The organism is Stenotrophomonas sp. STEN030, assembly GCF_056759995.1.
The window spans coordinates 57959-78621 of the sequence record NZ_JBRREB010000019.1 but is presented as its reverse complement, the minus strand read 5'-3'; the positions used below and the strand labels follow the sequence as shown (position 1 = coordinate 78621).

18 protein-coding genes and 1 tRNA gene are annotated in these 20663 nt (G+C 61.9%); 15 read left to right on the top strand and 4 right to left on the bottom strand.

The genetic code is table 11. The annotated features are described in order from the left end of the window. Together ACVOLR_RS08750 and rpsT are read right to left on the bottom strand one after the other, a co-directional pair. Positions 1-298: hypothetical protein (locus ACVOLR_RS08750; protein WP_481536105.1), on the bottom strand; the 298-nt coding region annotated here is incomplete at its 3' end. Positions 299-512: 214 nt separating this feature from the next. Continuing rightward, positions 513-782, bottom strand: coding sequence for a 30S ribosomal protein S20 (gene rpsT / locus ACVOLR_RS08745; RefSeq protein ID WP_057629708.1), 270 nt, complete (start codon positions 780-782; stop codon positions 513-515). 100 nt (positions 783-882) lie between these two features. Here rpsT and murJ point away from each other — a divergent pair, with 100 nt between their 5' ends. From murJ to ispH, 5 genes are all read left to right on the top strand, one after another. Continuing rightward, positions 883-2511, top strand: coding sequence for a murein biosynthesis integral membrane protein MurJ (gene murJ / locus ACVOLR_RS08740; protein WP_481536104.1), 1629 nt, complete (start codon positions 883-885; stop codon positions 2509-2511). 79 nt (positions 2512-2590) lie between these two features. After that, the gene (locus ACVOLR_RS08735) at positions 2591-3538 is read left to right on the top strand and encodes a bifunctional riboflavin kinase/FAD synthetase (RefSeq protein ID WP_481536103.1); all 948 of its coding nucleotides are present in this window, start codon (positions 2591-2593) and stop codon (positions 3536-3538) included. Then, on the top strand, positions 3535-6366 hold the full coding sequence (gene ileS, locus ACVOLR_RS08730; protein WP_481536102.1) for an isoleucine--tRNA ligase: 2832 nt from the start codon (positions 3535-3537) through the stop codon (positions 6364-6366). The genes ACVOLR_RS08735 and ileS overlap by 4 nt, the downstream gene beginning before the upstream one ends. Positions 6367-6436: 70 nt before the next feature. After that, a complete protein-coding gene (gene lspA, locus ACVOLR_RS08725; RefSeq protein WP_481536101.1) occupies positions 6437-6943 on the top strand; it encodes a signal peptidase II in 507 nt (168 codons plus the stop codon). 52 nt (positions 6944-6995) lie between these two features. Continuing rightward, on the top strand, positions 6996-7946 hold the full coding sequence (gene ispH, locus ACVOLR_RS08720; RefSeq protein ID WP_481536100.1) for a 4-hydroxy-3-methylbut-2-enyl diphosphate reductase: 951 nt from the start codon (positions 6996-6998) through the stop codon (positions 7944-7946). Between the two features lie 56 nt (positions 7947-8002). On the opposite strand, the gene ACVOLR_RS08715 is transcribed toward ispH, so the two are convergent. Beyond that, positions 8003-8947 carry a LysR family transcriptional regulator gene (locus tag ACVOLR_RS08715; RefSeq protein WP_481536099.1) on the bottom strand — a complete coding sequence of 315 codons (945 nt, stop codon included), beginning with the start codon at positions 8945-8947 and terminating at the stop codon, positions 8003-8005. A 155-nt stretch (positions 8948-9102) separates the two neighbouring features. On the opposite strand from ACVOLR_RS08715, the gene ACVOLR_RS08710 reads away from it, so the two are divergent. From ACVOLR_RS08710 to cyoD, 10 genes are all read left to right on the top strand, one after another. Then, the gene (locus ACVOLR_RS08710; RefSeq protein WP_481536098.1) at positions 9103-10695 is read left to right on the top strand and encodes a GMC family oxidoreductase; all 1593 of its coding nucleotides are present in this window, start codon (positions 9103-9105) and stop codon (positions 10693-10695) included. Continuing rightward, a complete protein-coding gene (locus tag ACVOLR_RS08705; protein WP_481536097.1) occupies positions 10695-10952 on the top strand; it encodes a hypothetical protein in 258 nt (85 codons plus the stop codon). Before ACVOLR_RS08710 ends, ACVOLR_RS08705 begins: the two co-directional genes overlap by 1 nt. A gap of 18 nt (positions 10953-10970) precedes the next feature. Next, positions 10971-12452, top strand: a complete 1482-nt coding sequence (locus tag ACVOLR_RS08700) for an aldehyde dehydrogenase family protein (protein ID WP_481536096.1) — start codon at positions 10971-10973, stop codon at positions 12450-12452. A 63-nt stretch (positions 12453-12515) separates the two neighbouring features. After that, positions 12516-13409 (top strand): catalase, encoded by an 894-nt coding sequence (locus tag ACVOLR_RS08695; protein WP_481536095.1) that lies wholly within the window; start codon positions 12516-12518, stop codon positions 13407-13409. Positions 13410-13562: 153 nt separating this feature from the next. Further along, positions 13563-13638 (top strand) — tRNA-Thr (locus ACVOLR_RS08690). A 116-nt stretch (positions 13639-13754) separates the two neighbouring features. Then, positions 13755-13889 carry a hypothetical protein gene (locus tag ACVOLR_RS08685; protein ID WP_481536094.1) on the top strand — a complete coding sequence of 45 codons (135 nt, stop codon included), beginning with the start codon at positions 13755-13757 and terminating at the stop codon, positions 13887-13889. A gap of 395 nt (positions 13890-14284) precedes the next feature. Then, positions 14285-15391 (top strand): ubiquinol oxidase subunit II, encoded by a 1107-nt coding sequence (gene cyoA / locus ACVOLR_RS08680; protein WP_481536093.1) that lies wholly within the window; start codon positions 14285-14287, stop codon positions 15389-15391. A gap of 2 nt (positions 15392-15393) precedes the next feature. After that, positions 15394-17391 carry a cytochrome o ubiquinol oxidase subunit I gene (gene cyoB / locus ACVOLR_RS08675; protein ID WP_481536092.1) on the top strand — a complete coding sequence of 666 codons (1998 nt, stop codon included), beginning with the start codon at positions 15394-15396 and terminating at the stop codon, positions 17389-17391. Beyond that, positions 17388-18026 carry a cytochrome o ubiquinol oxidase subunit III gene (gene cyoC, locus ACVOLR_RS08670; RefSeq protein ID WP_481511135.1) on the top strand — a complete coding sequence of 213 codons (639 nt, stop codon included), beginning with the start codon at positions 17388-17390 and terminating at the stop codon, positions 18024-18026. Before cyoB ends, cyoC begins: the two co-directional genes overlap by 4 nt. Further along, on the top strand, positions 18026-18364 hold the full coding sequence (gene cyoD, locus ACVOLR_RS08665; protein ID WP_282271076.1) for a cytochrome o ubiquinol oxidase subunit IV: 339 nt from the start codon (positions 18026-18028) through the stop codon (positions 18362-18364). The genes cyoC and cyoD overlap by 1 nt, the downstream gene beginning before the upstream one ends. A gap of 234 nt (positions 18365-18598) precedes the next feature. Here the strand turns inward: cyoD and ACVOLR_RS08660 are convergent, their stop codons facing one another. After that, positions 18599-20659 carry a putative bifunctional diguanylate cyclase/phosphodiesterase gene (locus ACVOLR_RS08660; protein ID WP_481536091.1) on the bottom strand — a complete coding sequence of 687 codons (2061 nt, stop codon included), beginning with the start codon at positions 20657-20659 and terminating at the stop codon, positions 18599-18601. Positions 20660-20663: the final 4 nt, after the last annotated feature.

Here is a 20663-nt window from a genome sequence, read left to right as displayed (position 1 = left end):
CCCCTCTCCCGCCGGCGGGAGAGGGGTTGGGGTGAGGGCAAGCTTTTGCTTGAAGAGCCAAATCCAAATCCAAATCAAAGGCCCCCTCATCCGCCCTTCGGGCACCTTCTCCCGCAAGCGGGAGAAGGGAGTTGTTCAGGCTTTTCTGGGGAGGCTCCAAGCCAAAGCCAAAGCGAAAGCCAAGGCCAAAGCCAAAGCCAAAGCCACAGACAAAGCCACAGACAAAGCCACAGGCAAAGCCCAAGACAAAGTCAAACACAAAGCCACAGCCAAAGCCACAGACAAACCCAACGCGCATGCCCAACTCTCCGCCACAGCCACACACCAAGCCACAGCCACAGCCAAAGCCACAGCCAAAGCCACAGCCACAGCCACAGCCACAGCCACAGCCACAGCCACAGCCATGCGGGAGGGTGTCTGCCTCGCTTCCCTAAAAATCGCCCAACAAAAAACCCGACACTAGGCCGGGTTTTTCATGCCGGGAGTCTTGCGACTCCAGGTTGTTGCGCGGATCAGGCAGCCTTGATGGCTTTGATGCGTGCAGTCAAACGGCTCTTATGACGCGCAGCCTTGTTCTTGTGAATCAGGCCGCGGGCGCTGAAACGATCGAGAATGGGCTGGGCGACGGCAAAGGCTGCCTCGGCGCCAGCGGCGTCGTTGGCATCCAGAGCCTTGATCACCTTCTTGACGGCGGTGCGCAGCATCGAACGCTGAGCCGTGTTGCGCGCGTTGCGCACAACGGTCTGCTTGGCGCGCTTCTTGGCGGACTTGATATTGGCCACAGTGGTGGTTTCCTGAAAATCGGTGTGGTGGGAACAGCAAGCATGCAAGTATGATGCTTGTCCGTTTGAACGTCAAGTCAAGTTGTCAAGAGGGAGCTTCATGAGCGGTCGCCTGCTCAAATCCACTGCCGTTTTCAGTTCCATGACCTTTCTGTCACGCATCAGCGGACTGGTTCGCGACCAAGTTTACGCCCATGTGTTCGGTGCCAGCGCGGCCATGGACGCTTTTGTGGTCGCGTTCAGAATTCCCAACTTCATGCGCCGGCTTTCCGCCGAGGGTTCATTCTCGATGGCGTTCGTGCCGGTATTGGCCGAGTACAAGGCCAATGGCGACCACGCGGCGGTCAAGGCGCTGGTAGACCGGGTTGCCGGCGTGCTGACGGCCTCGCTGCTGGTGATGACGGCAGCGGCCATCCTGCTGGCGCCCTGGTTGATGCGGGTGTTCGCGCCGGGCTTCGCGCCGGGTAGCGAGCAGGCTGAGCTGGCTACCTTGATGCTGCAGATCACCTTCCCTTACGCGCTGTTCATCTCGCTGGCGTCGCTGGTAGGCGGGGTGCTCAACAGTTACCAGAAGTTCGCCGTACCCGCGCTTTCACCGATCCTGCTCAACATCTCGATGATCGCCGCGGCGCTGTGTCTGGTGCCGCACATGAAGGCCTGGGGCTATGAGCCGGTGCTGGCCTTGGCCTGGGGCGTATTCGTGGCCGGTATTCTGCAGCTCGCGTTCCAGTTGCCGTCGTTGGCAAAACTGGGGCTGTTGCCGCGGCCCAGGTTCGATCTTGCCCATGCCGGCGTGCGCAAGATCATGACGCTGATGGTGCCGACGCTGTTTGGGTCTTCGGTGGCCCAGGTGAACCTGCTGTTCAATACGCTGGCGGCCTCGATGTTGATGGGCGGCAGCGTCACCTGGCTGTATTACAGCGATCGGCTGCTGGAGTTCCCGCTGGGCATGTTCGGGGTGGCCATCGGCACCGTGATCCTGCCGCATCTGTCCAGCCGCCACGCCAGTTCGGATCCGGAAGGCTATTCAAAGGGCCTGGATTGGGGGTTCCGACTGTGCCTGCTGATTGGTGTGCCGGCCTGCATCGGGCTGGTGCTGTGCGCGCAGCCGCTGCTGGCAACCCTGTTCCAGTACGGTCGCTTCTCCGAGCAGGACATGCGCATGAGCAGCCTGAGCCTGATGGCGCAGTCGCTGGCCGTGCCGGCCTTCCTGCTGGTCAAGGTGTTGGCGCCGGCCTTCTACTCGCGCCAGGACACGCGCACGCCGGTAAAGGCGGCGGTGGCATCCATCTTGATCAACATCATCTGCACGGTGCTGCTGTTCGTCGCTATGTTCTCCTTCAGCCCGATGGGTCAGGCCGCACTGGTCGCGGCCGATGGGCAGTGGCTGGAGGCACTCAAGAAGGTGGAAGGGGCGCATGCCCTGCTTGCCCTGGCCATTGCGATCGCCGGTTGGGCCAATGCCCTGCAGTTGTGGTGGTATCTGCGCAGGGCGCGGGTATACCAGCTCCAGCCCGGCTGGGGGCGGTTCCTGCTGCAATTGACCGTGGCCAGCGTACTTATGCTGGCTGCCGTGGTGGCGCTGCGCCTGTTCTGGTCGGATTGGACGGCCTGGGCTTGGTGGGAACGTGGTTGGCGTCTGGCGGTGCTGGTGGGAAGTGGCGGCGCGGTCTATGCCGCTGGTCTGCTGCTGATGGGCTACCGGCCACGTGAACTGCGCGGCCAGTAAGCCGACAGCGTGGCCGGCCCCGTTATACTTCAGGGCTACACACGACAGAACCGGCCCGTATGGGCCGGATCCGGATGGAATGAGCAGGCTTTTTAGAGACGTCGAAGGCGGGGTGTTGTTCCCGCAGGGAAGCGTGGTCTGCATTGGTGCCTTCGATGGCCTGCACCTGGGCCATCGGGCGCTGGTGCGCCACGCGGTTGCCCGTGCCCGCGCCTTGGGTGTGCCGGCCGTAGCCTTGGGCTTCGAACCGCTGCCACGTGAGTTCTTCGCCAAGGACAACCCGCCGCCGCGGCTGATGCTGGCCCGTGACAAGGTCGCCACGCTGCGCGAACTGGGGGTCGACAGCGTCGGCCTGCTGCGCTTTGACGCCAAGATGGCGGCGATCACCGCCGAAGATTTCGTCCGCGACATGCTGGTGCGCCGGCTCGGTGCGCGCGAGGTCTGGATCGGCCCCAAGTTCCATTTCGGCAACCGCCGTGGCGGCGATATCGCGCTGCTGCAGGCGATGGGTGCCGAGCTGGGCTTTGCTGCAGGTGAGATCGAGCCGGTTCACCTGAACGGCGAGCGTATTTCCAGCACCCGTATCCGCGAGCTGATCGTGGCCGGCGAGTTCGCCCATGCCGGCGAATTGCTGGGTCGTCCGTATGCGATCGGCGGCCGGGTCGTGCGCGGGCGGCAGCTCGGGCGCACCCTGGGCTTCCCCACCGCCAACTTGCGTTTCCCGAAAACACCCGCACTTTCTGGTATCTACGCTACGTGGGTGCACGGCGTGTTCGAGCAGCCATGGCCGTCGGTGTCGAGCTTCGGCACGCGCCCAACGGTTGAAGGTGTGGAGCCGCTGCTTGAAGCACATTTGTTCGACTTCAATGGCGACCTGTACGGCCGTCATATCGAAGTGGAATTTGTCGCCAAGCTGCGGGATGAAGAAAAGTTCAACGATCTGCCGGCGTTGACCGAGCAGATGCACCGCGACGCAGAACAGGCGCGTCGCATCCTCAACGAACACAGATTGCGAGCTACCGCGTGAGCCAGGATTACAAAGCCACCCTCCATCTGCCAGCAACGGAATTCCCGATGCGCGGCGACCTGCCCAAGCGCGAGCCGGGCATCCTGGCACGTTGGGAAGAGCAGGGCATTTACGCGCAGCTTCGTGAGAATGCGAAGGGCCGCCCGCTGTTCGTGCTGCACGACGGCCCGCCGTATGCCAACGGCCAGATCCACCTGGGTCATGCGGTCAACAAGATCCTCAAGGACATCATCGTCAAGTCGCGCTACATCGACGGCTTCGATGCGCCCTACGTGCCGGGCTGGGATTGCCACGGCCTGCCGATCGAGATCGCGGTCGAAAAGAAGTGGGGCAAGGTCGGTGTCAAGCTTGATGCCGAGCAGTTCCGCCAGAAGTGCCGTGAGTACGCCGAAGAGCAGATCAACCTGCAGCGCGCTGACTTCAAGCGCCTGGGTGTGATCGGCGATTGGGAAAATCCGTACAAGACGCTGAGCTTCGACTTCGAGGCCAATGAAATCCGTGCGTTGGCCAAGATCGTCGCCAACGGCCACCTCGTGCGCGGCGCCAAGCCGGTGCATTGGTGCTTCGACTGCGGCTCGGCACTGGCTGAAGCTGAAATCGAATACCAGGACAAGACCTCGCCGGCCATCGACGTGGCTTACGCAGCGCGCGACTCCAAGACGCTGGCTGCCAGCTTCGGCGTCGAGCTGCCGGCCGGTGTGGAAGTGGCAGTGCCGATCTGGACCACCACGCCGTGGACGCTGCCGGCTTCGCTGGCGGTATCGCTGGGTGCGGACATCGAATACGCGCTGGTCGAAGGCCCGGCTCACAATGGCCAGCCGCGTTGGCTGGTGCTGGCCTCGGCGCTGGCTGAGCGCTCGCTGGGCCGCTACGGCGTGGCTGAAGTGGTCGTGCATGGTCATGCCAAGGGTTCGGCACTGGAAAACCAGCTGCTGGCGCACCCGTTCTATGCCAATCGTGATATCCCGTTGCTCAACGGTGAGCACGTGTCCGATGCCGACGGTACTGGTGCGGTGCACACCGCGCCTGGGCACGGTCAGGAAGATTTCGTGGTCAGCCAGCAGTACGGGCTGATGGACAAGTACAACGCTGGCCAGATCAATCCGGTCGACGGCCGTGGCGTGTACCTGTCGTCGACGCCGCCGGCAGGTACGGTCGAACTGGCTGGTCAGCACCTGTGGAAAGCACAGCCGCTGATCGTCGAAGTGCTGCGCGAAAGCGGCGCACTGCTGGCGTTCTTTGAAATCCAGCACAGCTACCCGCATTGCTGGCGCCACCGCACGCCGGTGGTGTTCCGTGCCACCCCGCAGTGGTTCATCTCGATGGACAAGGCCAATCTGCGCGACGACGCGATGGCTGCCATCGACAACGTGGGCTGGTTCCCGAGCTGGGGCAAGGCGCGTATCAGTAGCATGGTCGACGGCCGTCCGGACTGGTGCATCAGCCGCCAGCGCACCTGGGGCGTGCCGATCGCATTGTTCACCCATCGCGAAACCGGCGAGCCGCATCCGCGCAGCGTCGAGTTGATGCAGCAGGTGGCTGACCGCGTGGAGCAGGGCGGCATCGACGTCTGGTACTCGCTGGACGCCACCGAACTGCTTGGCGATGAAGCCGCCCAGTACGAAAAGGTCACCGACATCCTCGATGTCTGGTTCGACTCCGGCGTGACCCATGAAGGCGTGCTGTTGGCGCGTGGCTACGGCAAGCCGGCTGACCTGTACCTGGAAGGTTCCGATCAGCACCGCGGCTGGTTCCAGTCCTCGCTGCTGACCGGCGTGGCCATCGACAAGCATGCGCCGTACAAGCAGTGCCTGACCCACGGTTTCACCGTGGACGAGCACGGCCGCAAGATGTCCAAGTCGCTGGGCAACGGCATCGAGCCGCAGGAAATCATGCGCACCCTGGGCGCCGACATCCTGCGCCTGTGGATCGCCTCGGCCGATTACAGCAACGAGATGTCGCTGTCGCAGGAGATCCTCAAGCGCAATGCCGACGCGTACCGCCGTCTGCGCAACACCGCGCGCTTCCTGCTAGGCAACCTGGACGGCTTCGATCCGGCCCAGCATCTGGTTGCATTGCCGGATATGGTCGCCCTGGACCGCTGGATCGTGCATCGCGCGTTCGAGCTGCAGGAGAAGATCAAGGCCGCCTACGCCAACTACAACATGGCCGAGATCGTGCAGCTGCTGCTGAACTTCTGCAGCGTCGATCTGGGTTCGCTGTACTTGGACGTGACCAAGGACCGCCTGTACACGATGCAGGAAGATTCGCGCGGCCGTCGTTCGGCGCAGAGTGCGATGTTCCATATCGCCGAAGCGTTCGTGCGCTGGGTTGCGCCGATCCTGACCTTCACCGCCGAAGAGCTGTGGGGCTACCTGCCGGGCAAGCGCGTTGACAACGTGCTGTTCTCCACCTGGTATGACGGCCTGGCGCCGTTGCCGGCTGATGCACAGTTGAATGCCGCTGATTTCGATCAGCTGCTGGCGCTGCGCGAGCAGGTTTCCAAGGTGCTGGAGCCGATGCGTGCCAATGGCGCCATCGGTGCGGCGCTGGAAGCGGAAATCACCGTTGCCGCCAACGAAGAGCAGGCCGCACGCTGGCAGCCGCTGGCCGAGGAGCTGCGCTTCCTGTTCATCAGTGGCGATGTCAGCGTGCGCCCGGCAACCACCGACGAGGTGTTTGTCAGTGCGCAGCCGACCGACAAGTCCAAGTGCGTGCGTTGCTGGCATTACCGCGCCGATGTCGGCTCGGTTGAGGCGCATCCGGAGCTGTGCGGCCGTTGCGTGAGCAATATCGACGGCGCTGGCGAAGACCGTCGCTGGTTCTAAGCAAGGCATCAGGCGAAGCGGGTGAGAAGCCTCTCATCCGCTTCATCGCAGTCCACTACAGGCGTATTACATGCAAGCAAAGGCTGTTAAACCCAATGCGTTGATCTACCTGCTGGTATCCGTGGCCGTGATCGGTCTGGACCAGTGGAGCAAGGCCTGGGTGCTGTCCAGCCTGCCCGAGTTCACCCCGGTGCCGGTGATCGACGGTTTCTGGAACTGGTACCGCACCTACAACACCGGCGCAGCATTCAGCTTCCTCAGCGATGCCGGTGGCTGGCAGTTGTGGTTCTTCACCTTCCTGGCCATCGCAATCAGCGGCCTGATGGCGTTCTGGCTGTCGCGTACACCGCGCGCCAGCTGGCGCAGTGCGCTGCCTTACGCGTTGGTGATCGGTGGTGCCATCGGTAACGTCATTGACCGCCAGATTCACGGTCACGTCATCGATTTCATTCAATGGTATGTAGGTGACAACTACTGGCCGTCGTTCAACATCGCCGACGCGGCGATCGTGGGCGGCGCTATCGGTATCGCCTTGATGGGCTTGCTCGATGGCAAGGCCGAAAAAAAGGCCGGATGATTCCGGCACCTGTTCCCGCATTTGCGACCGTCAGCGGTCGGAGTCGTTGAAGATGGACGTATTGCTCGCCAATCCCCGTGGTTTCTGTGCCGGTGTAGACCGCGCCATCGAGATCGTAAAACGCGCCATCGAAACCCTGGGCGCGCCGATCTATGTGCGCCATGAAGTGGTGCACAACCGCTTCGTGGTCGATGACCTGAAGGCACGCGGCGCCATTTTCGTTGAAGAGCTCGACGAAGTGCCGGACGGCAATACCGTCATCTTCAGCGCGCATGGTGTTTCGCAGGCGGTGCGCGTCGAAGCCGATCGCCGTGGCCTGAAGGTATTCGATGCCACCTGCCCGCTGGTGACCAAGGTGCATCTGGAAGTGGCTCGTCACTGCCGTGCTGGCCGCGATGTGGTGCTGATTGGCCACGAAGGTCATCCCGAAGTGGAAGGCACCATGGGCCAGTGGAACCGCGAGAACGGCAAGGGCAACATCTATCTGGTCGAGAGTGTTGAAGACGTGGAAGCGCTGCAGGTTTCGCAGCCGGAAAACTTCGCCTTCACCACCCAGACTACGTTGTCGGTGGATGACACCCGCGCGGTGATCGAAGCGCTGCGCAAACATTTCCCGATGGTGCAGGGGCCGAAGAACGACGACATCTGCTACGCCACGCAGAACCGTCAGGATGCGGTGCGCGATCTGGCCACGCAGTGTGATCTGGTGCTGGTGGTGGGTTCGCCGAACAGCTCCAACTCCAACCGCCTCAGTGAGCTTGCACGTCGTGAAGGCGTGGAGTCCTATCTGATCGATGGTGCCGACGAGATCGACCCGCAATGGGTAGTGGGCAAGAAGCATATCGGCCTGACCGCCGGCGCCTCGGCACCGCAGGTGCTGGTGGATGGTGTCATCGCGCGTTTGCGCGAGCTTGGCGCTGGCAACGTCCGCGAAACCGGCGGCGAGCCGGAAACCATGGTGTTTGCACTGCCAAAGGAATTGCGTCTGCGTCTTGTGGACTGAGCCTCAACTCTGCGTACAACCCGATAAAGCCGGCCCTCTGGGTCGGCTTTGTTCGTTCATGGCAACTGCACTGCAGCGCTGTCGCAGCCATTGAGCTGGTCGCTTGCACGCTTCGCCATGAAGTCAATGAAGACGCGTACTCGCGGCACCTGTGCGGACATTGGTGGCCAGACCAGGAAGATACCGGCCGGGGCGATGGCATGGTTGCCCAGCACTTGCTGTAGTCGCCCGTTGCTGATTTCCTCGGACACCACGTAGTCCGCCAGCTGCACGATGCCGAGCCCAGCCACGGCTGCGCTCACCAACGCGCCGATGTCGTTGAGGGCGCAGTCCGGGGCAGGAGGCTTGGGGATTGTGTTGCCTTGGAATCGCCAAGGCTCCAGCCGTTCATTGTCGCGGTGACGATAGTAGAGGCAGCAATGGCGACCCAGGTCGGCGGGAGAGGCCGGTGTTCCGTGCTCGGCGAGATAGCTTGGTGCGGCGCAGGTGACCAATGCATACGATCCGAGACGACGTGCCTGCAGGCTGGAGTCTTTCAGTTCGCCAGCCCACAACGCCAGGTCATAGCCTTCTTCAACGATATCCAGCCGCTGTGCATCAAGACTGAGGGCGACGTTGACCTCCGGATAGCGGGTATGGAAGTCGTGCAACATTGGCAGCACGAACCTGCGTCCAAGAATGGGGTTGGCAGTGACCTTCAGGCGCCCGCGAGCGGTGCTTTGACGCATGTTCAATTCGCGCTCGGCTTCCTGCAGGTCCTTCAGTACCTTGTCAGCGTAGTGATATAGCACTTCACCTTCGCCGGTGAGCGCCAGCGAGCGGGTGGTGCGATTGAGCAGGCGGGTGCCCAAACGCAGCTCCAGCCGTTCGACAGCTTTGCCTACAGCAGACGCGGACAGGCCGAGCTGCCGCCCAGCCGCTGAAAAGCTGCCGGCCCGCACGGCTGTGGCGAATGCGATCAAGCCATTCAATGATTCCAGCGAAGAGAGGACTGAGGACATTTGTTCCTGAGTGTGATGACGGTCGCACGGATTCCGCCTGCGCCATGAACGGCCGAGGATGATCGCCATGGTCCCGTTGCCAACAGCATTTGCGTCAACGCGTTTGCAGGTGGCGGAAGTTGGTTTGAAGGGTTTGCCGCAAGGAGATGTTCGCCATGGCTAGTCAGCAAAAATACGCGGGTACAGGCGTACAGGTGCATGGTGACAGTGCGCATGCAGCGGCGATTTCAGATGACGCGCATTACGACGTGGTGATTGTCGGTGGCGGTTCGGCTGGCGCGGTGATGGCGAGCCGACTCAGTGAGGATCCATTCCGGCGTGTGCTGTTGATAGAGGCTGGGCTGGCCTATGCGCCGGATGCCTACCCCGATGCGGTGCGCCTGCAGAACATCATCGGTGGCGATGGCGCACACGATTGGGGCTATTCGGCCGAGCCGAACATCTATGGCACGACGATGCCGGTTCCGCGCGGCAAGGTGCTTGGTGGTTGTTCGGCGGTCAATGCGGGCGTGGCGATGCGCGCGCCCGCAGGTGACTTCGAACGCTGGACCGCGGCCGGGCTTGAGCATTGGACTGCGCAGGATGTGTTGCCGTTCTTCCAGCGTAGCGAGCGCACGGTACATGGTGACGATGCCTTTCATGGCCGCAGCGGACCGTGGCCTATCCATTACCTGCAGGACGATGAAGTTTCGGACATGCAACGTGCCTTTGTCGCATCTGCTGTACAGGCCGGCTTTGCCAAGGTGACTGATTTCAACAGCGATCAACCCTTTGGTGTTGGCCCGTACCCGATGAACAACCGGATGGGGCAGCGGCTCAATACCGGCATGACCTATCTATCGCTTGATGTGCGGATGCGCCCCAATCTGTGCATCCGCAGCCAGACCTTGGTTGACCGGGTCGCCGTTGAGGGTCGGCGCGCTGTTGCAGTGGTGTTGTCCGATGGTCAGCGCATCGAAGCCGACAACATCGTGCTGAGTGCGGGAACCTACGGCACAGCGGCAGTCTTGCTGCGTTCGGGCATTGGGCCGGCAAAGGATCTGCAGGAACTGGATATTGATGTGGTCGCCAATCTGCCGGTCGGTCAGCGACTGCAGGAGCATCCCTTTTTCTACACCACCTGGTCTGCACGTGCAGACCGGCTTGGGCTACCAGTGCCGCCTGTGGGCGCCATCCTGTGGGCGAGGTCGTCAAAAGCCGCAGCCAACGTCGGCGACTTCCATGTATCGGCAGTGCATTACGGTGATCCGGAGGCATCGCCCACCGGCGCGATTTTCATGCTGGCGCTGGCGCTGACCCGGCCGAGCTCGCTGGGCACGGTGACGCTGCGCTCGCGGGCGCCCGACGCGGCGCCGGTCATCGCTCTCAATCTGTTGGCCGAAACGCAGGACCGGCAACTGATGGTGGAAGGTATCGAGCTGATCCGGCGCATCGCCCGACAGGGGCCATTGGCGGCGTTGATCGCCGAGGAAATGGTTCCGGGTGCGCTGTCGACCTCGTACGAAGCGTTGGAGGCGGCCCTGCCCACTGCCTTGGATATCTACCACCATCCCACCTCCACCGCGCCGATGGGCGGTGCCAATGATGTACATGCGGTGCTCGACTACCAAGGGCGTGTGCGCGGCATTGATGGTCTGCGCGTTGCAGATGCCTCGGCGTTCCCGGATGTGCCCTGCGTGGCAACCAACCCGACGGTGATCATGTTGGCCGAGCGCATCAGCCAATGGATGCGGGATGCAGACAGCTGATGTGGCGCACCGAGCTCGCGCCGCGGTTGAAACGCACCGTGCTGATCTGGCTGGCGGTGTATCCCACCGTGCTGACGGTGTTGAGTCTGCTGGGCTCATATTTCCAGCATTGGCCGTTGCCACTGCGGGTTATGGGGTCGACGCTGATCATCGTGCCGATCGTGGTCAACATCAGCGCGCCGTTGGTACAGGCGCTGGTATCAGTGGTGCGTCGCTATTGGGCACCAGGCAAGGAACGTTCTTCAGATCATGACTAGTCAATGTGTGGAGGCCCCATGAGCGGTGCAAGCAAGTCACCAGAGCAACTGCGCCGAGCAGCCAACTGGATCAACGGCATTCCGCGCTTTGATGGTGTGCTCAAGGATTCGATAGATCCGGCTACGTACGAGGTGATTGGTAGTTACCCGGACAACGGTCGCGCGGCGGCGATGGCGGCGGTGTCTGCGGCATTGCAGGCGTTCCAGCAGACCATGTGGGCGCACGACCATGAGCTGCGTGCACGGGTGCTTGAACAGTTGGCGCAGGCATTCGAGCGCAACCGTGACCGACTGGCGGAGATATTGTCGCTGGAGAACGGCAAGATCACTGCCGAGGCCGCGTTCGAGCTCGACATGGTGCCGAGCAAGCTGCGCTATTCGGCGGCGACGGCGATGCTTGAAGCCGGGCGCTCGCTGCGGCCAAAACCGGGCCGGCTGTCGATGATTCTGCGCCAACCTATGGGTGTTGCGGCAGTGATCGCGCCGTGGAATTCGCCCGTGGTATTGACCATCCGCTCATTGGCGCCAGCGCTGGCTGCGGGCTGTACAACTGTGATCAAGTTACCTTCGCAGGTAGCGCAGACCGCCAGCACGATGGCCAAGATCATGGCTGAGGCCGAATCCTTGCCGCGTGGGGTGATCAATCTGTTCTTCGAAAGTGGCCCGGAAGGTTCCAGCTATCTGGTGGATACACCACAGGTTCCGGTGGTGAGTTTTACCGGCTCCACCCGCACCGGCCGCGCGATCAGCAGCACCGGCGCAAAACATCTCAAGCGCTTCGGCATGGAGCTGGGCGGCAAGACGCCGATGATCCTGTTTGAAGACGCCGATCTGGGCCAGGCGCTACCGGTGATCGAAAAAGCGCTGACGGTATTCAGTGGCCAGTTCTGCATGACCGGCTCACGTCTGTTGGTGCATGACCACATCTACGATGCGGTGCGCGATGGCATGGGTGCACGCCTGCGCATGGTCAAGGTTGGGCCTGCGGCCGACCCGAGCAGCGACATGGGGCCGTTGATCGATCGCGCCAATGTGGAGCGGGTGGATGCAGTGGTGCAGGAAGCGATCAGTTCCGGTGCGATCGTGGTGGAACGGGGTGGCCCCATTACTACCGGCCCGCTGCGCAAGGGCGCTTTCTTCCGCCCGGCTTTGCTGGAAGTGTTCGATAACGCGCTGCCGATCATCCAGCAGGAAACCTTCGGCCCGGTGCTCACCATTCAACGCTTCAGCGATGAGGCACAGGCTATCCGCCTGGCCAATGACAACGAATATGGATTGGCCGCCAGCGTATGGACGCGCGACGTGGACCGCGCACTACGTGTAGCCGAGGCACTCGATGCCGGCTCGGTCTGGATCAACGACTGGGCGCGGGTGTTTGACGGCACGGAGGAGGGCGGATTCAAACAGTCAGGGCTGGGGCGGCTCAATGGATTGGCCGCGCTGGAAGATTTCCTCGAATACAAACATATCGCGCTGCACCCAGGCCTGGTAGAGCGCTGAACAGCGCCGCGTTCCCGTGTGCTGCTGTTTGGCGCCACGGTACTGCGGTGGGAGGACATGGCGATGGCGACAGACATGTCGCAGGCGTTGTTCGCAGCCCTGCAGTTCGGGGCAAAGGTTGCGGCCGGTGGGCGAGTGAATCATGCGCGCGGCCTGCTGGTGGAGGGGCACTTCCGCGCCACCTCAACCGCACCGCAGTTCTGCATGGCTGCGGTATTCGGCGGCGAAGATCTGCGCGTGCTGGCGCGCTTCTCAAGCTCGGGCGCCAATCCGCATATCGATCAACGCAGCCCCGCGGGCGAACCGCGCGGCATAGCGCTGCGGATTGGCAACAAGGCGGCGATGGTGCTGGTCGGGCACTCGCTGGAGGGCTTCCCGGCCGGTGACCCGGAAGCGTTTCTCACATTTTTGAACGCGCTGAACCAACGCGAGCGCTCGCCAGCGATGCTGGCCGCACAGATGGCCGGCTGCCCGGCGGTGGCGCATTTCGAGGAATTGCGCGCAGGTGCGGTGACCAGCAGCTTCAGCGCCTTGGATTACCACATGCTGCATGCCTACCGGCTGATCGCCACGGATGGGCATGCACGGATCGGCCGCCTCAGTGTGCGCGCGACCAAACCCTACGTGGCCCGCGCACCGCCGGACGGTCCTGATTACCTGGACAAGCGCATGCGCGGGGAACTGTCCAAAGGCAGCGTGGTATTCGCCCTGCTGTTCACCCCGGTGCCCGAAGGCGAGGACCCGACTGACATCACCCGCAGCTGGGACCCGGCCGCGCCATCGTTCGCGCTGGGCCATATCTGGCTGGAGCGGCTGGCGCCACAGCAGGCCAGTCAGCGCAAAATGGCATTTGATCCCGCGCTGCTGCCTGCGGGGATAGGGTTTGCGGGTGACCCGATGTTGCATGCGCGGTTGCGGGCTTATCGGTTGGCTGCGGCGCGGCGGTTGGGGCGGTAAAACAACGGCGTTCCCTGTGGTGTTACCTCGTTGGACGTTTAGCAGGAGCTGTCGCCAAGGTGTGGTGCTCGCAGGCATCCGGATGCTTGGGATGGACTCAAGTGACGGGTGGATTGACCGCAGCTACTCGCTTTGCCTACAATTCGCGACTTCGCCGGAATAGCTCAGTTGGTAGAGCGGCGCATTCGTAATGCGTAGGTCGTAGGTTCGATTCCTATTTCCGGCACCAGATCAGGCCCGCCTCGTGTGGGCCTTTTCTGTGGGCGTTTGGTGAGGTGGTCGCTTTAACACTGGCAGCGAGTGGGGCTGTGTCGTCATTGCGCCGCGCTTGTACAAGGAGCAAGCGTGGTGTTGAGGGCGGCACGCGCAGCTGCGCTGGACGATGCCCATATCCGGTTGTTGGCGGCCAAGGTGGATGCTGATGCGGCGTTGGGGCTGCGACGCTGCGTCGTCGTACTGGATGGCGGTTTTGCTCATTAACCTGAACGAGTCTCGCGACCGCGGTTGCGGATCGCGCGCATTCATTGATGTCAGGGTCGGTCTTCTTCCTTAGGCACGTGTCATATGAGCGTGCCGCTCACCGGCAGGTCTGAAGGCAAAGGGGCCTGCGGTGCCGCTGCAATCAGTGTCGCGCTTTTGCCGAATCTGCCGTGCGCACCACACGGGTGCGACAACGTGTCGCACAGGATTGCCCGCTTTTGCTGCGCGAAATCATTGTCAATACCTTTCTTAAGTGGTGCGTGAAGGCCTAAAATTGCGGGGCTGAAATCTGACAACCCCCTACATGTCTCCCGGAGGGCAATCCCCGGGCGCTCGTTTGCGTTTGCATGTATGGGCTTGCCAGATCCGGCTCTCCCTCGCAATTGGATCGACCGATGATTCCGTTGAAAACTCTTGGACGCTTTTTGCGTCCGGGCCTCATTGTCGCTATGGCCGTCATGATGACGGGCTGCGACTGGGCCCTGTTTGACCCCAAGGGCCAGATCGCCCGGGATGAACTCACGCTGCTGATCACCTGTACGGTGCTGATGTTGCTGGTGGTCATTCCTGTGATCGTGCTGACGCTGGTGTTCGCGTGGAAGTACCGCGCATCCAACACCAAGGCCCGTTATGAGCCCAACTGGTCTCACTCCACCGCCATTGAAGTGGTGGTCTGGTCGATCCCGTGCATGATCATTCTGGTCCTGGCCGTGCTGACCTGGCGTTCTTCGCATGCGCTGGATCCGTACAAGCCGCTGGAGTCTGATACCAAGCCGGTGGTGATCGAAGCGATCTCGCTGGACTGGAAGTGGCTGTTCGTCTACCCGGAAGAGAACATCGCCGTGGTCAACGAGCTGACCTTCCCGGTTGATGCTCCGCTGAACTTCAAGATCACCGCCGATACGGTGATGAATGCGTTCTTCATTCCGCATCTGGGCAGCATGATCTACTCGATGGCTGGCATGGAGACCAAGCTGCATCTGGTTGCCAACGAAGCTGGCAGCTATGAAGGCCTGTCCTCGCATTACAGCGGCGCCGGCTTCAGCAAGATGCATTTCACTGCGCACGCGGTGAGCAACGAGGAATACCAGGCCTGGTTGGCCAAGGTTCGTGGCGACGCCAAGGTGCTGGACCAGAAGTCCTTCGCCGAACTGGGCGCCGAGAAGAACCACGACTGGTACCCGGTGACCTATTACGGCAGCACCGAGAAGGGCCTGTTCAACACCATCATTGCCAAGCACGCCGGTGAGAATCACCACTTCGGCATGAAGCACGATGGCAAGAAGATGTCGCACGAAGGTGCTGGCCACGAGGCGATGCAGCCTGAAGCCATGGACCACGCTGCGATGGGCCATGACGCGATGGACCACGCCGCCATGAGCCATGCCGCTCCTGCCGCCGCCGCTGCTCCTGCTGCCGCCGAGGCTGACGGCCACGCCGGTCACAATGCCAACGAGCCCGCCGAAGCCGCACATGCCGGCCACGGCACCTCGGGAGAATGACGATGCTTGGAAAACTCTCTCTTGATTCACTGCCGCACGATCCAATCGTGCTCTCCACCCTCATCGGCGCGATGCTGGGCGGCCTGGCTGTAGTAGCCGCGGTCACCAAGTTCAAGCTGTGGGGCTACCTGTGGAAGGAGTGGTTCACCTCGGTGGACCACAAGAAGATCGGCGCGATGTACCTGATCGTGGCGTTCGTGATGCTGCTGCGCGGCTTCTCCGACGCGATCATGATGCGTGCCCAGCAGGCGATTGCCGCTGGCGGCGCTGAAGGCTATCTGCCGCCACACCACTACGACCAGATCTTCACCGCCCACGGCGTGATCATGATCTTCTTCGTGGCCATGCCGCTGATCACCGGTTTGATGAACCTGGTGGTGCCGCTGCAGATTGGTGCCCGCGACGTTGCCTTCCCGTTCCTGAACTCGCTGAGCTTCTGGCTGTTCGTCGCAGGCTGCGGCCTGATGATGATCTCGCTGTGGATCGGTGAATTCGCCGCGACCGGTTGGTTGGCGTTCCCGCCCTTGTCGGGGTTGGAATACAGTCCAAGCGTAGGTATGGATTACTACATCTGGGCGCTGCAGGTATCAGGCCTGGGTACCACGCTGAGCGGTATCAACTTCTTCATCACCATCCTCAAGATGCGTAGCCCGGGCATGAAGCTGATGCACATGCCGGTGTTCAGCTGGACCGCTCTGGTCACCAACCTGCTGATCATTGCTGCCTTCCCGGTGTTGACCATCACCCTGGTGTTGCTGACCCTGGATCGTTACCTGGGTACGCACTTCTTCACCAACGATGGTGGCGGCAACGCCATGCTGTACATCAACCTGATCTGGATCTGGGGTCACCCGGAAGTCTATATCCTGGTGCTGCCGGCATTTGGTGTGTTCTCTGAAGTGATCGCCACGTTCTCGCGCAAGACCCTGTTCGGCTACAAGGGCATGGTTTACGCCACCTGTGCGATCGGTGTGTTGTCGTTCCTGGTGTGGTTGCACCACTTCTTCACCATGGGCTCGGGTGCCAACGTCAATGCCTTCTTCGGCATCACGACGATGATCATCTCGATCCCGACCGGCGTGAAGATCTTCAACTGGCTGTTCACGATGTACCGCGGCCGCGTGCACTTCACCTCGCCGGTGTTGTGGACGATCGGCTTCATGGTCACCTTCACCATCGGCGGCATGACCGGCGTGATGTTGGCGATCCCGGCCATCGACTTCGTGTTGCACAACTCGCTGTTCCTGATTGCCCACTTCCACAACGTCATCATCGGCGGCGTGGTGTTCGGTATGTTTGCCGGTATCACTTACTGGTGGCCGAAGATGTTCGGCTTCACCTTGAATGAGACCTGGGGCAAGCGTGCGTTCTGGGGCTGGTTCATCGGCTTCTACGTGGCCTTCATGCCGCTGTACGCACTGGGCTTCATGGGTGCGACGCGTCGTATGCAGAGCTACCCGAACATGGACTACCAGCCGTACTTCGTGGTTGCCGCGATTGGTGCTGCGATCATCGCCCTGGGCATCCTGTGCCAGGTGATCCAGATCGCCGTGTCCATCCGCGACCGCAAGAAGAACGCTGACCTGACTGGCGATCCGTGGGATGCCCGTACCCTGGAGTGGGAAACCGCTTCTCCGGTGCAGTTCTACAACTTCGCCACCCTGCCCAAGGGTGAGGAGCTGGACGAATTCTGGCACCGCAAGCAGCGCGGCGAAGCCTGGCAGAAGCCGGCCAAGTACAGCGACATCCATATGCCGAAGAACACCGGCACTGGCGTTGTGATCGGCGCGTTCAGCCTGGTGCTGGGCTTTGCGATGGTCTGGCACATCTGGGTGCTCGCCATCATCGGCCTGGTCGGCATGATCGCCACCTTCATCTACCGTACCTTCGACAAGGACGTGGATTACTGGGTGCCGGCTGCCGAGGTGGAACGTATCGAGAACGAACACCGTAAGCACCTGGAAGCGCAGGGCTTGGTGAAGACCGAGGTGAAGGCATGAGCACGAACGCCCACACGATGACCCACGGTTCCGCAGCGCACGCTGCGGACCATGGTGATGATCATCACGAGCATCACGACACCAGCGAGAACACCGTCTTCGGTTTCTGGGTGTACCTGATGAGCGATCTGCTCATCTTTGCCACCCTGTTCGTGACGTATGTGGTTCTGTCCGGCGGCACCAATGGTGGCCCGTCGGCCAAGGATCTGTTTGAACTGCCGTTCGTGGCGTGGGAAACCGCGCTGCTGCTGGTGTCCTCGCTGACCTTCGGCCTGGGCATGATCGCCATGCACCAGTCCAAGAAGGGCCTGATGTTCTTCTGGCTGGCCATTACCTGGCTGCTGGGTGCCGGCTTCATGGGCATGGAAATCTGGGAGTTCAACCACCTGATCCATAACGGCCACGGCCCGGACAAGAGTGCCTTCCTGTCGGCGTTCTTCGCCCTGGTTGGTACCCACGGTCTGCACGTTACCGCTGGTCTGTTGTGGTTGGCGGTGATGTTCGTCCAGCTCAAGCAGGATGGCCTGACCCCGCGCAACAAGACCCGCATGGCGTGCCTGAGCCTGTTCTGGCACTTCCTGGATCTGGTCTGGATTGGCGTGTTCTCTGTCGTTTATCTGTCGGGAGCGATGTAATGTCCGCACATGACAATCATGCACACGGTGCCGCTGGCGAGAGCCACGGCAGCGTCAAGTCTTACCTGATCGGCTTCGTGCTGGCTGCCGTGCTCACCATCATCCCGTTCTGGGTGGTGATGAGCGGTGGCATGTCCAGCTTCGCCACCGGCGCGGTGATCGTGGTTGCAGGCATCCTGCAGCTGCTGGTGCACCTGGTGTTCTTCCTGCACCTTGACCGTTCCTCGGCTGCCCGCTGGAACGTCAATGCCGGCATGTTCACCCTGGTGGTGATCGGCATCATCGTGCTGGGCACGCTGTGGGTCATGTGGAACATGAATCACCACATGATGCACTGAGCGGCTCGATCGCTTGATGCATAGCAAAGGCCGCCGAAAGGCGGCCTTTGTTTTGGTTCTTTGTAGTGCCGACCCATGCTCGGCAGGGGCATTCCCAACAAACCATCAGCCGACCGTGGTTGTGGGAGCGGCATAAGCCGCGAAGCAGGAATTCCCTCAGGAATCGGCATTCCCAAGATCTGCTGATCCATCAGCTTCGCGGCTTATGCCGCTCCCACAAATGGCGGGATTGCCTCAGCTGTTGCAGCGCATGAACTCGGCCGCGGCCACCGGCCGGCCCAGGTGGTAGCCCTGCAACACATCACAACCCAGCTCACCGAGGAAGTTGCGTTGCGCCTCGGTCTCCACGCCTTCAGCGACGACCTGCAGCTGTAGCGTGCGACCCAACGCAATGATCGAGGAAACGATGGCGGCATCCTCGCTGTTGTGCTCGAGGTCGCGGACGAAGGCGCGGTCGATCTTCAGTTCCGTTGCCGGCATGCGCTTGAGATAGAGCAGGCTGGAGTAACCGGTGCCGAAGTCATCGATGGCAATGCGTACGCCCATCGCCGTCAGGGCTTCCAGCATCTGCAGGCTGGCGTCCACGTCCTTCATTGCAGTGCTTTCGGTGACCTCCAGGGTCAACTGGCGCGGATTCAGCGCGTAACGCTCAAGCGCGCAGCGCACCGTCTCCACCAGCGTCGGCGAGGCGAACTGCAATGGCGACAGGTTTACCGCCATCGACCAATCGCTATTGCCGGCGTCATGCCAGGCGCGCAGCTGCGCGCAGGCTGCGTCCAGCACCCATTCGCCAATTGGGATGATCAGGCCGCTGCGCTCGGCAACGGGAATGAACACATCGGGCGATAGCAGGCCCAGCTCCGGATGGTTCCAGCGCAGCAGCGCTTCAGCACCGTTGGCACGACTGCCACCGGCTGGGAACTTTGGCTGGTAGTGCAGCACCAGCTCATTGCGCGCAGTCGCGTGGCGCAGGTCCTGCAACAAGCGCAGGCGCTGACGGGTGCCAGCCTGCATGGTCGAGGTGAAGAACGCATGGCCGTTCCGCCCGCTGTGCTTGACGTGATACATCGCTGCATCAGCATGCATCATCAGCTCGCGTTCGTTGCTTGCATCTTCCGGATACAGGGCGATGCCGATGCTGGCGCTGACCAGAAGCTCGGCATTGTCTATCAGGAAGGGCGCGCTGATGGCGGCGCTGATCTGCTCGGCCATCAGGGCTGCGTCGTCGGGTGAATCAATTGCCATCACGATGACGAACTCATCGCCACCGAGGCGGGCGAAGGTGTCCTGGCTGCGCAGCAGCGCGCTGACCTTCCTGCTGAACTGCACCAGCAGGCGGTCGCCAAGTTGGTGGCCGTAGGCATCGTTGACGTTCTTGAAGCCGTCCAGGTCGCAGAACATCAACGCGAGTCCAAATTCGCGCCGGTTGGCCTTCTCGATGGCGCGCTCGATGCGGTCCTGCAGCAGCACCCGATTGGGCAATTGGGTCAGGGGGTCGTGCAACGCGGCCTGCACCAGCTTTTCATTGGCATTGGCCAGCGAATGGGCGAGTACGCCTGTGCGTAACCGCATCTGCCCGTCGAACACCGAGGCCAGCAGTGCGACCGACAGGGTGGCAATGGTGGTGACGATGACCAGTCCAGCGAGCAGGTGTGTGTCCAGTCCACCGTCGCTGATGGCGCCGCAGAACGAACCGGCAGGGAAGCGCGCGGCGGCCATCCCGGTGTAGTGCATGCCGACAATGGCCACGCCCATCACCAGTGATGCCAGCAGGCGCATCGGCACCAGTCTGGGCTGCTCATGGCGCAGACGCTGAGCGATCCACAGTGCCGCTGCCGAGGCGCCAATGGCGATCAGGATCGAGGCGGTGAACCAGATCGGGTCATAGTCGATGCCCGGTTGCATCTGCATCGCGGCCATGCCGATGTAGTGCATGGCCGCGATGCCCGAGCCCATCAGTATCGCGCCGGACAGCAGGCGGCCGACAGGCAAGCGTTGGCGCGACACCAGCCACAGCGCGTACATCGATGCGCCAACAGAGGCCGCCAACGAGCAGGTGGTGAGAAAGAGGTCGTAGCCCACCGGGATTGGCAGCTTGAAGGCCAGCATGCCGATGAAATGCATCGACCAGATTCCCAGACCCATGGCCACCGCGCCGCCCACCAGCCAGATGCGCGCGGCTCTGCGGCTTTGGCTGTTGGCTACGCGCGCGGACATGTCCAGAGCGGTATAGGAGGCAAGGATCGCCACCAGTAACGAGACGACAACGAGGCCCTGGTTGTAAGTGCCGATCATGCGA

Coding starts and splice junctions, on each gene's coding strand:
- cyoD (WP_282271076.1), top strand. CDS start 18,026: ATGTCCGCACATGACAATCATGCACACGGTGCCGCTGGCGAGAGCCAC.
- ACVOLR_RS08705 (WP_481536097.1), top strand. CDS start 10,695: ATGTGGCGCACCGAGCTCGCGCCGCGGTTGAAACGCACCGTGCTGATC.
- cyoB (WP_481536092.1), top strand. CDS start 15,394: ATGCTTGGAAAACTCTCTCTTGATTCACTGCCGCACGATCCAATCGTG.
- ACVOLR_RS08695 (WP_481536095.1), top strand. CDS start 12,516: ATGGCGACAGACATGTCGCAGGCGTTGTTCGCAGCCCTGCAGTTCGGG.
- ispH (WP_481536100.1), top strand. CDS start 6,996: ATGGACGTATTGCTCGCCAATCCCCGTGGTTTCTGTGCCGGTGTAGAC.
- ACVOLR_RS08735 (WP_481536103.1), top strand. CDS start 2,591: ATGAGCAGGCTTTTTAGAGACGTCGAAGGCGGGGTGTTGTTCCCGCAG.
- ACVOLR_RS08700 (WP_481536096.1), top strand. CDS start 10,971: ATGAGCGGTGCAAGCAAGTCACCAGAGCAACTGCGCCGAGCAGCCAAC.
- cyoA (WP_481536093.1), top strand. CDS start 14,285: ATGATTCCGTTGAAAACTCTTGGACGCTTTTTGCGTCCGGGCCTCATT.
- murJ (WP_481536104.1), top strand. CDS start 883: ATGAGCGGTCGCCTGCTCAAATCCACTGCCGTTTTCAGTTCCATGACC.
- ACVOLR_RS08710 (WP_481536098.1), top strand. CDS start 9,103: ATGGCTAGTCAGCAAAAATACGCGGGTACAGGCGTACAGGTGCATGGT.
- ACVOLR_RS08715 (WP_481536099.1), bottom strand. CDS start 8,947: ATGTCCTCAGTCCTCTCTTCGCTGGAATCATTGAATGGCTTGATCGCA.
- ACVOLR_RS08660 (WP_481536091.1), bottom strand. CDS start 20,659: ATGATCGGCACTTACAACCAGGGCCTCGTTGTCGTCTCGTTACTGGTG.
- cyoC (WP_481511135.1), top strand. CDS start 17,388: ATGAGCACGAACGCCCACACGATGACCCACGGTTCCGCAGCGCACGCT.
- lspA (WP_481536101.1), top strand. CDS start 6,437: ATGCAAGCAAAGGCTGTTAAACCCAATGCGTTGATCTACCTGCTGGTA.